General features: G+C 70.4%; 9 protein-coding genes. 3 read left to right on the top strand and 6 right to left on the bottom strand.

The features are described 5' to 3' along the window. Positions 1-71: 71 nt before the first annotated feature. Positions 72-524, bottom strand: coding sequence for a hypothetical protein (locus AB0B48_RS30165; RefSeq protein ID WP_357207414.1), 453 nt, complete (start codon positions 522-524; stop codon positions 72-74). 97 nt (positions 525-621) lie between these two features. Between AB0B48_RS30165 and AB0B48_RS30160 the strand changes: the two genes are divergently transcribed. Next, positions 622-1,074: a MarR family transcriptional regulator gene (locus AB0B48_RS30160; RefSeq protein WP_357207412.1), complete on the top strand. Its 453-nt coding sequence runs from the start codon at positions 622-624 to the stop codon at positions 1,072-1,074. A gap of 6 nt (positions 1,075-1,080) precedes the next feature. Here the strand turns inward: AB0B48_RS30160 and AB0B48_RS30155 are convergent, their stop codons facing one another. Beyond that, positions 1,081-1,770 carry a hypothetical protein gene (locus AB0B48_RS30155; RefSeq protein ID WP_357207410.1) on the bottom strand — a complete coding sequence of 230 codons (690 nt, stop codon included), beginning with the start codon at positions 1,768-1,770 and terminating at the stop codon, positions 1,081-1,083. A gap of 83 nt (positions 1,771-1,853) precedes the next feature. Continuing rightward, positions 1,854-2,315 (bottom strand): peroxiredoxin, encoded by a 462-nt coding sequence (locus AB0B48_RS30150; RefSeq protein ID WP_355007530.1) that lies wholly within the window; start codon positions 2,313-2,315, stop codon positions 1,854-1,856. A gap of 220 nt (positions 2,316-2,535) precedes the next feature. Here AB0B48_RS30150 and AB0B48_RS30145 point away from each other — a divergent pair, with 220 nt between their 5' ends. Beyond that, positions 2,536-3,264, top strand: a complete 729-nt coding sequence (locus AB0B48_RS30145) for an SDR family oxidoreductase (RefSeq protein ID WP_357207408.1) — start codon at positions 2,536-2,538, stop codon at positions 3,262-3,264. A gap of 42 nt (positions 3,265-3,306) precedes the next feature. On the opposite strand, the gene AB0B48_RS30140 is transcribed toward AB0B48_RS30145, so the two are convergent. From AB0B48_RS30140 to zwf, 3 genes are all read right to left on the bottom strand, one after another. Next, positions 3,307-3,432, bottom strand: a complete 126-nt coding sequence (locus AB0B48_RS30140) for a hypothetical protein (protein ID WP_357207405.1) — start codon at positions 3,430-3,432, stop codon at positions 3,307-3,309. Beyond that, entirely contained in the window at positions 3,429-4,853 is a 1,425-nt protein-coding gene (locus tag AB0B48_RS30135; protein WP_357207402.1) for an OFA family MFS transporter, read from the bottom strand. The genes AB0B48_RS30140 and AB0B48_RS30135 overlap by 4 nt, the downstream gene beginning before the upstream one ends. Before the next feature lie 213 nt (positions 4,854-5,066). Next, positions 5,067-6,446: a glucose-6-phosphate dehydrogenase gene (gene zwf, locus AB0B48_RS30130; RefSeq protein WP_357207400.1), complete on the bottom strand. Its 1,380-nt coding sequence runs from the start codon at positions 6,444-6,446 to the stop codon at positions 5,067-5,069. Positions 6,447-6,658: 212 nt separating this feature from the next. Here zwf and AB0B48_RS30125 point away from each other — a divergent pair, with 212 nt between their 5' ends. Further along, positions 6,659-8,254: a beta-N-acetylhexosaminidase gene (locus AB0B48_RS30125; RefSeq protein WP_357207398.1), complete on the top strand. Its 1,596-nt coding sequence runs from the start codon at positions 6,659-6,661 to the stop codon at positions 8,252-8,254. The last annotated feature ends 111 nt before the right edge of the window (positions 8,255-8,365 follow it).

Below are 8,365 nucleotides of genomic sequence, written 5' to 3'. Positions count from 1 at the left end.
GGCTTGTCGCGGTTGGCCCCCCGCTTGTCCCTTTGGTTTCGCTGCCCCCCCCGCCCGGCGGTGGCGTCCGGTCAGGCCGGGGTCGCCGCCAGCTCGGCGTTCGCGTGTTGGGTGACGAGGGTGAGCACCCGCGCTGCCGTGCTGGCCTCGTCGGTGGGGATTCCCGCGTACAGCCGGGCGCTGAGGTCGGCGACGGCGGCGACGACGCCGCGTTGCGTGGCGCGACCGGTGTCGGTGAGCGCCAGCCGTGTCTCGTCGCCGCCGGCCGGGCCGTCGACCTGCGCGAGGCCGGCGTCGACGAGGTGGTCGACCACCTGGCGCGCGGCCGAATCGTCGATCTTGAGCGTGCTGGTGACCCGGTGCGTGAGGTCTGCGGGTTCGATCGGGCCCTGGGCGAGGACGTGCAGCGCGACCACCTGGTTGAACGTGACGCCGAGTGTGCTGATGGCCCGTTCGAGCAGGGCCCGGGTGGCGTAGTGGGCCTGGCCGATGACCTGGCCGTTAAGGGTGGGGACGGTGGACATGACGCCTCCTTCGATACGTTGGCTCGGCCAACGTTGGTTGCGCCAACGTAACACCCGATCGTGGGTCGCGCCAACGATTCCTGGTAGGCTGCGCCGCATGGACAACGTGGCCCCGCAGTCACCCGCCGGGCTCAGCACCTCGCCGAGCTGGCTGCTCAACCAGACCGCCGGTCACGCCGCCCGCCTGCTCAGCGAGGGCTTCGCCGCGCACGACCTGCGCGGCTACCACTACCGGCTGCTCGCCACCCTCGCCGAGGACGGGCCCGCGAGTCAGGCCGACCTCGGCCGTCGCTGCGGCATCGACCGCAGCGACGTGGTGGCCGCCATCAACGACCTGGCCGGCCGAGGGCTCGTGGTGCGTGCCCCCGACCCGGCCGATCGCCGCCGCAACGTCATCAGCGCCACCGACGCCGGCGCCGACGAGGCCCGCCGGCTGGGCGCGACCCTCGAACGCGTCCAGGTCGACCTGCTCGCACCGCTGTCCACCACCGAGCGCGAGCAGCTGACGCGACTGCTCACCCGACTGCTGCGCCACCACAGCCGGCACTGACAGCCCTCAGCGGGCCTCGCGCAGCTCAGCCAGCCGGGCCTCGATCTCAGCCAGCTCGGCGCGCAGCTTCTCAGCCTGCTGCTCCGCTTCGGCCCGCTCGGTGCCGAGGATCTGCTCCACCGCCTCCTGCACCCCGGGCACGTCGACGAGGGCCACCATCTTCAACGCCTCCGCCGGCTTCACCACGTACGGCTTCGCGAGGGCCTTGCTGCCCTGCTGCGCGGCGACTGTCCACTCGCCGTCGGCGTACGCCAAGGTCACGGTGAGGCCCGCGGGGCTCTTCGGCTTGACGGCCTTGACCGCCCGCCGCGCCGGCGGCTTCTCCGTCTGCTCCACCTTCGGCTCCTCCTGTCGCTGCGCGGGCACCCGCGGCGTGTCCAACACGAACTCCGGCGCGGCCACCGTCGGCGGCTCGGGCTCGGGCTCGGGCTCCGGCTTCGGCTCCACCACCCGACGAGTGACGCCCTTGGGCGCCACTGCCAGGTCGGCGGGGGAGAACGGCAACTCGTCGCGACCGAAGCGCACCACCACGAACTCGTCGGACACCTCCGGGTCGGTCAGCTCGATCACCTGACCGACCTGACCGGCGATCTGCCCCGCCGACGCGGTGAACACCACCCGCGGTTTACGCCCGGCCGCCAACGACTCCCGGATGCTCTGCACCTCGCTAGTGGACAAACCCTGGCCGGCATCCATCACAACCCTCTTCCGTACACCTGTTTGATTGCTGTCTTGATACCAGCCGACTGCGACACCCGCCGCACGGGGCTCACGCCCGCTCAGCCGCCCAGCGCCCGCAGTGCGCGGTCCGCGTGCTCGTTCATGCTGACCTCGCTGTGGATCACCTCGATGATCCGCTGGTCGGTGCCGATGACGAACGTCATGCGCTTCATGCTCAACGGCCCCAACGGCACCCGCCGCTTGACCCCGAACTGCTGCGCCACCGCGCCGTCGGCGTCCGACAGCAGCGGATAGTCGAAGCCGTGCAGCTTCGAGAACTCGGCCTGCTTCGCCACCGGGTCGCGGCTGATGCCCACCCGCGTCGCTCCCAGTGCCGTGAACTCCGCCGCGAGGTCGCGGAAGTGGCAGCTCTCCGCCGTGCACCCCCGGGTCATCGCCGCCGGGTAGAAGAACAGCACCACCGGTCCGGCCGCCAGGAACTCCGACAGCCGCCGCGGCGTACCCGTCTCGTCCGGCAGCTCGAAATCCTGCACCACGTCGCCGACACCCACACCCGCCACCGCGCACCTCCATCGTCTGATCGAACGCGCGGTGAGCGTAAGCGATCACACCCCGAGCGCCGCCACCTCGTCGGCCTGGCGTCGTCCGGCCAGCAGGGACACCCCGCTGTCGGGTCCCGACGCCCGCCGCGTGTGACCCTCCTCTCGAGGACCGATCCGCGCTGGTCACGGTAGCGTCGGCACGAGCATCGCGCAGCCGTCAGACTCCCCGGGAGGCACCGTGGCACCCGTCACCGTCATCACCGGCGGCAGCCGGGGCATCGGCGCGGCCACCGCCCGTCGGCTCGCCGCCGCCGGTCACCACGTGGCCCTGTGCTACCGCCGCGACGAGGCCGCCGCCACCGCCGTCCTGGCCGACCTGCGGGCCGCCGGCGCACAGGCGATCGCGGTACGCGCCGACACCACCGCCCCCGAGCAGGTGCACGCCCTGTTCGACGCCGCCGCGCAGCTCGGCCCGCTCACCGGCCTGGTCAACAACGCCGGCGTCACCAGCCTGATCGGACCGTTCACCGAGCTGCGCGTCGAGGACCTGCGCCGGGTCGTCGACGTCAACCTCGTCGGTTACGTCCTCTGCGCCCAGCAGGCCGCCCACCGGCTCACCGACGGTGGGGCGATCGTCAACGTCTCGTCGGCGGCCGCGACCCTCGGCAGCCCGGGGGAGTACGTGCACTACGCCGCCGTGAAGGCCGCCACCGACACCCTCACCGTCGGCCTGGCCAAGGAACTCGCCCCGAAGGGCATCCGGGTCAACGCCGTGGCCCCCGGCATCGTGCGCACCGACATCCACGCCGACTCCGGGGTCCCCGACCGCGCCGACTCCGCCGTCGGTCGCATCCCGCTGGGCCGCGCCGGCGAACCCGACGAGATCGCCGCCGCCATCGCCTGGCTGCTCGGCCCGGACGCCTCGTACGCCACCGGGACCGTGCTGCGCGTCTCCGGCGGTCTCTGACGGTGCCGCGGGGTGCCGTGCGACGGCACCCCCCACGGCGCCTCAGTGGGTGAACAGCTTCGCCGCCGTGATGACGGTCTGGGCGATCCCGTAGCCGAGCAGCGCCGCCACCACCAACCAGGAGATCCACAACCGGGCCTGCTGCCCGGAACGGCTGTCCTCACTCATCGCGTACCACTCCTCTGCGCCGTCGTGTCCTCGTCCACGTTCTGTTGCGGGTGCTGTTCCGCCGCTGGTTCGTGGTAGCGCTGCGGCACCGGCCGCACCAGCAGGTTCGCCACGAAGCCCACGGCCAGCACGCCCACCATCGTGAACAGCGCCGGACGGTACGCGGCGGCGGTCAGCGAGCCCGGCTCGCCCTGCGCGTCGAGGAACCCGTTGACGATCAGCGGACCGGCGATCCCCGCCGCCGACCACGCGGTCAGCAGCCGACCGTGGATCGCCCCGACCTGGAAGGTGCCGAACAGGTCCCGCAGGTACGCCGGCACGGTCGCGAAGCCACCGCCGTAGAACGACAGGATCACGCAGGCCAACAGCACGAACAGGGCCGTCGAGGTCTGCCCGACGAGCGCCAGCAGCGCGTAGAGCACCATGCCGACACCCAGATACACCAGGTAGATCGGTTTGCGGCCGATGATGTCCGAGGTGGACGACCACGCGAACCGCCCGGCCATGTTGAACAGCGACAGCAGACCCACGAACCCGCCGGCCGCCGCGACGGTCACCGCGGAGGTGCCGTTGTCGCGGAAGAAGTCCTGGATCATCGGGCTGGCCTGTTCCAGGATGCCGATGCCGGCGGTCACGTTGCAGAACAGCACCACCCACAGCAGCCAGAACGAGCGGGTCTTCACCGCGTTCGCCGCCGATACGTTCGCCGTGGTGACCAGCGGCTTCGCCGCCACGCTGGCGGGGTCGAAGCCGGCCGGCCGCCAGTCCGGCGCCGGCACCCGCACGTTCGCCACCCCGAACATCATGATCACGAAGTAGCCCAGGCCGAGCGTCACGAACAGCCACACCAGGGCGCTGCCCGACGCCGTCGACCCCGCGTTGGACGGGTCGTAGCCGGCGTCGTAGAACGACAACAGTTGCCGCGACAGGGGAGAGGCGACCATCGCCCCACCACCGAACCCCATGATCGCCAATCCGGTGGCCAGCCCTGGCCGGTCCGGGAACCACTTGATCAGTGTGGAGACGGGGGAGATGTAGCCGATGCCCAGCCCGATGCCGCCGAGCAGCCCGTAGCCCAGATACAGCAGCCACAGCTGCTTCGTGGCGATGCCCAGCGAGCCCACCAGGAACCCCGCCGCCCAGAAGCAGGCCGAGACGAACATGGCCTTGCGCGGCCCGTTCGCCTCCACCCAGGTCCCGGCGACCGCCGCGGACAACCCGAGCATCACGATCGCGATGCTGAAGATCACCCCGATCGCCGTCTGGCTGGTGTCGAAGTGGGCGATCAGCGAGTTCTTGTAGACGCTGGTCGCGTAGACCTGACCGATGCAGAGGTGGATGGCCAACGCCGCCGGGGGGATGAGCCACCGGCTGTAGCCGGGCGGCGCGACGGTGTGCCGACGATCGAGTGCGGAAAGCATGAGCTGCTTCCTCTCCGACGAGGACGAGAAACGTCGCCCCCAACGTGCCCACACCCCGCGTAAGCGGCAAACCTCACCGTCGCCGGACGGTCGTTCCGCTGAGCTGAGCGGTCAGTCAGCGACCGCGCGCCGCACCCGTGACCGACTCGGCTTGCCCACAGTCGAGACACCGCGACAAGTCGGTCACGCCGCCTTCGTCAGCTCCGGCCGCGACTAGCGCAGGTCCGGAAGGTGCCAGCCGCCGGCCAGCGCGTCGGCGTCCGCCGGACCCCAGCTGCCCTTCTCGTACGACCGCACCGCCGTCGGCAGATCCAGGATCGGCTCGACGATGCGCCACTCCTGCTCGATCGTCTCGGCACGCGCGAAGCGCAGGTGCTGCCCGTCCATCGCGTCGTCGAGCAGCCGCTCGTACGCCTCCTGCCGGCGACCGAGAGCCGCCCCGAAGTCGACGGACAGTTCCACCGGACGGCTCGCCACCTCGGCACCCGGGCTCTTCGCCTGGATCGACATGGTGATGCCGTCGCCGCGCCCGAGCCGGAACCGCAGCAGGTTCGCGGCGGTGGCCTGACCCCGCTCGGCCGGGATCAGCGAGCGCTGCGGCTGCTTGAACTCGACCACGACCTCCGTCGCCGTCCCCGCCAGGGACTTGCCAGCACGCAGGTAGAACGGCACACCCGCCCACCGGGGGGAGTCGACCGTCAACCGGGTCGCCACGAACGTCTCCGTGTTCGAATCCGCCGCCACGCCCGGCTCGTCGCGGTAGCCCGCGTACTGCCCCCGTACGGTGGAGTCCGGCGACAGGGGCGGGATCTGCCGCAGCACCGCGGCCTCCGCCTCCCGGAACGCCGTGGTGTCCTCGCTGGCCGGCGCCTCCATCGCGATGAGCGCCACGACCTGCAGGATGTGGTTCTGCAGCACGTCCCGGGTCGCGCCCACGGTGTCGTAGAAGCCGGCCCGGCCCTGGGTGCCGAAGGCCTCGGCGAGCGTCACCTGGATGTTGTCGATGTGCTCGTTGTTCCACAGCGGCTCGAACAGCCGGTTGGCGAACCGGAAGGCGTAGAGACCCTCGACGGCTTCCTTGCCGAGGTAGTGGTCGATGCGGAACACCCGCTCCGACGCGAAGGCCGCGCCCAGGGTGCGATCCAGCTCGCGGGACGACTCCAGGTCACGCCCGAACGGCTTCTCCACGATCACCCGACCCCGGTCGGCCAGACCCACGGCCGCCAGGCCCTCGACGACGGAGCCGAACACCGCCGGAGGAATCGCCAGGTAGAAGACCGGCCGCTCGGCGTCGCGCAGCCGCTGCGCCAGCCGCTGGTACGTCGCCGGGTCCGCGTAGTCGCCGGAGATCATCGAGAGGTTGTCCGCCAGTCGATCGAAGGTCTCGTCGTCGATCTCGTCCTGGGCCTCGGTGACCGACTTGCGGGCCATGGTGACCAACTGCTGATCGTCCCAGGGGGAGCGGGCCACACCGATCACCGGGACGTCGAGACGGTCGCGCCGGGTCAACTCGTACAGCGCCGGAAACAGCTTCTTCGAGACGAGGTCTCCCGTGACGCCGAACAGCACTACCGCGTCTGAGCGCATGTGCATGGCACTTCCCAATCGATCATCCGAACCTGATCTTCCGAACGGACAACGGCACGACCACTCCCGGAATTCCCCAGCGTGCGGCGTACGTGAGGTCGGCGACAGCACTGTCTCGACGCGCCCCTATGTTAAGGAAGGTTTACAGTGCAGGCGAAACGTCGGTAACCTGCCCCTCTAATCGACAACCGTCGATCATGACGAGGCCTGGAGGTACCGTGCGTCGCCGACACACCACCACACGGCTGCTGGCCATAGCCGCACTCGCGCTACCCGTCACCCTGCCCGCAACGCCCGCCGCCGCCACACCCACCGCACCAGCCCGACACCTCAGCGACGTCATCCCCGCACCTGTCGAAACCCACCCCGACGCGCACACCACATTCCGCATCACCCCCCTGACCGTCATCCGCACCACCCCCGGCTCAGCCGCCGCCTGGCACGTCGGCCACCAACTCGCCACCACACTGCGCCCCGCCACCGGCCACGCCCTGCCCGTCCTGCCCGTACGCTCCACCCCGCTACCCGAGATCGCCCTGCTCATCGGCGGCGCCGACGACCGCATCGGCCAGCAGGGCTACCAACTCGACGTCACCCGCCGCAGCGTCACGATCCGCGCCAACACCCCCGCCGGGCTGTTCGCCGGCACCCAGACCCTGCGCCAACTGCTCCCCGCCCAGATCGAGGCACCCGACCGGCAGCGGACCACCTGGACAATCCCCGGCGGACGAATCATCGACTACCCACGCTTCGCCTACCGCGGCGCGATGCTCGACCTCGCACGCCACTTCCACACCGTCGACGACATCACCGCCTACGTCGACCTGCTCAGCCAGTACAAAATCAACTACCTGCACCTGCACCTGACCGACGACCAGGGCTGGCGCATCCAGATCGACTCCTGGCCCCGCCTCACCACCGTCGGCGGCGGACCCGGCACCGGAGTCGACGGTGTCGGCCCCGGATACCTCACCAAGGCCGACTACACAGCCGTCGTCGCCTACGCCGCCGCACGACACATCACGATCATCCCCGAGATCGACATGCCCGGGCACACCAACGCCGCCCAGTCGACCTACCCCGAACTCAACTGCGACGGCGTCGCACCGCCCCCGCGCACCGACATCGCCGTCGGCTACAGCTCCCTCTGCATCAACGACGACCTCACCTACCGCTTCGTCGAAGACGTCATCCGCGAAATCGCGGCCATCACCCCCGGACCATTCCTGCACATCGGCGGCGACGAAGCCCACGCCACCACCGACGAGGACTACCGCACCTTCATGAACCGGGTCCTGCCCCTGGTCACGAAGTACGGCAAACGCGCCTACGGCTGGAACGAAATCACCCAGGCCGACACCTCCACCGACGACGTCGCCCAGTTCTGGGGCACCGGCACCACAAATGCCAGCCTCGTCGCGGCCGCCGCCCGCGGCACCAAAGTCGTCATGTCACCGGCGAACAAGGCCTACCTCGACATGAAGTACGACGCCAACACCCGCCTCGGCCTACGCTGGGCCGGCCTGATCGAGGTGTCCGACGCGTACGGCTGGGACCCCGCCACCCGGGTCACCGGCATCGGCGAGAACGCCATCCTCGGCGTCGAGGCCCCACTGTGGTCCGAGACGCTGCGCACCCTCGACGACATCGAACACATGGCCTTCCCCCGCCTACCGGCGATCGCCGAACTCGGCTGGTCAACCACCGCCAGCCACGACTGGGAATCATTCCGCACCAGACTGGGGGAGCAGGCACCCCGCTGGCGACTGCAACAGGTCGACTTCTACCCGTCCCCACAGGTGCCCTGGACCTGACCCGTACCCCCGGCGCACCCGGTTCGTGGGCCGGCGGGTGTGACCGACTGCCGCCGGGTCGGCGCCGGGTTGATCTGCCGCGACGGCACGGCCCGCGTGACGTTCTGGCCC

The organism is Micromonospora sp. NPDC049089 (genome assembly GCF_040648775.1).
In the GTDB taxonomy this organism is placed as follows: Bacteria; Actinomycetota; Actinomycetes; order Mycobacteriales; family Micromonosporaceae; genus Micromonospora.
The sequence above is the reverse complement of the archived record's forward strand: the minus strand, read 5'-3'. Positions and strand labels throughout refer to the sequence as shown.